General features: G+C 45.1%; 1 protein-coding gene. It reads right to left on the bottom strand.

Annotated elements, in window-relative coordinates; genetic code table 11:
- Nucleotides 1–563, bottom strand: a 563-nt coding sequence (locus N7659_RS08100; protein ID WP_263276625.1) for a hypothetical protein, incomplete at both ends; no start/stop codon positions are given.

The raw sequence follows: 563 nt of genomic DNA, 5'->3' as shown, positions 1-563 counted from the left end.
GGAGTTACAGCTTCAACTGTTGGTGTGTACTTAGCGGTCACTGCTGTGCCGTTCTTATCAACACGTTTAACGGTCACACCTGTACCTGTTCCTGTGAAGGTTGGTTCTGGTGTGAAAGTGACAGTACTGTCTGGTGCAACAGTGTAGGTACCCTCTCCATCAATAGTCTTACTTGTGCTACCATCGTCAAACGTAGCAGGAACTGTATCATCCATTGGAACAGACGGATCACCTTCAGTAAAGGTTGGCTGACCACTTTGGACTTGACCTTGTTTACCTGTTGATGTAGCGTCTGCTCCCGTTGGGGTCACTCGTTCTACTGTTGGGGTATAAGTTGTTTCTACTGCTGTGCCATTCTTATCCTTAGCTTGAATCTTAACAGCGTCTGGAGTGCCTACAAAATCTAAGTTCGGTTGGAAAGTAACAACACCTGTCGCTGGATCAATACTATAAGTACCAACTTCTTGACCATCTTTCATAGCTGCAACTGTGGTTACTGGCTGATTATTGACATCCAATAAGGTAATCGTTGAGGAATCAATTGGAGCTGTAACATCACCTGC

Origin of the sequence: Streptococcus sp. CSL10205-OR2, assembly GCF_025660655.1 — a bacterium.
GTDB lineage: Bacteria > Bacillota > Bacilli > Lactobacillales > Streptococcaceae > Streptococcus.
Note: the sequence above shows the minus strand (reverse complement) of the source record. Positions and strands in the feature narration are given on the sequence as shown.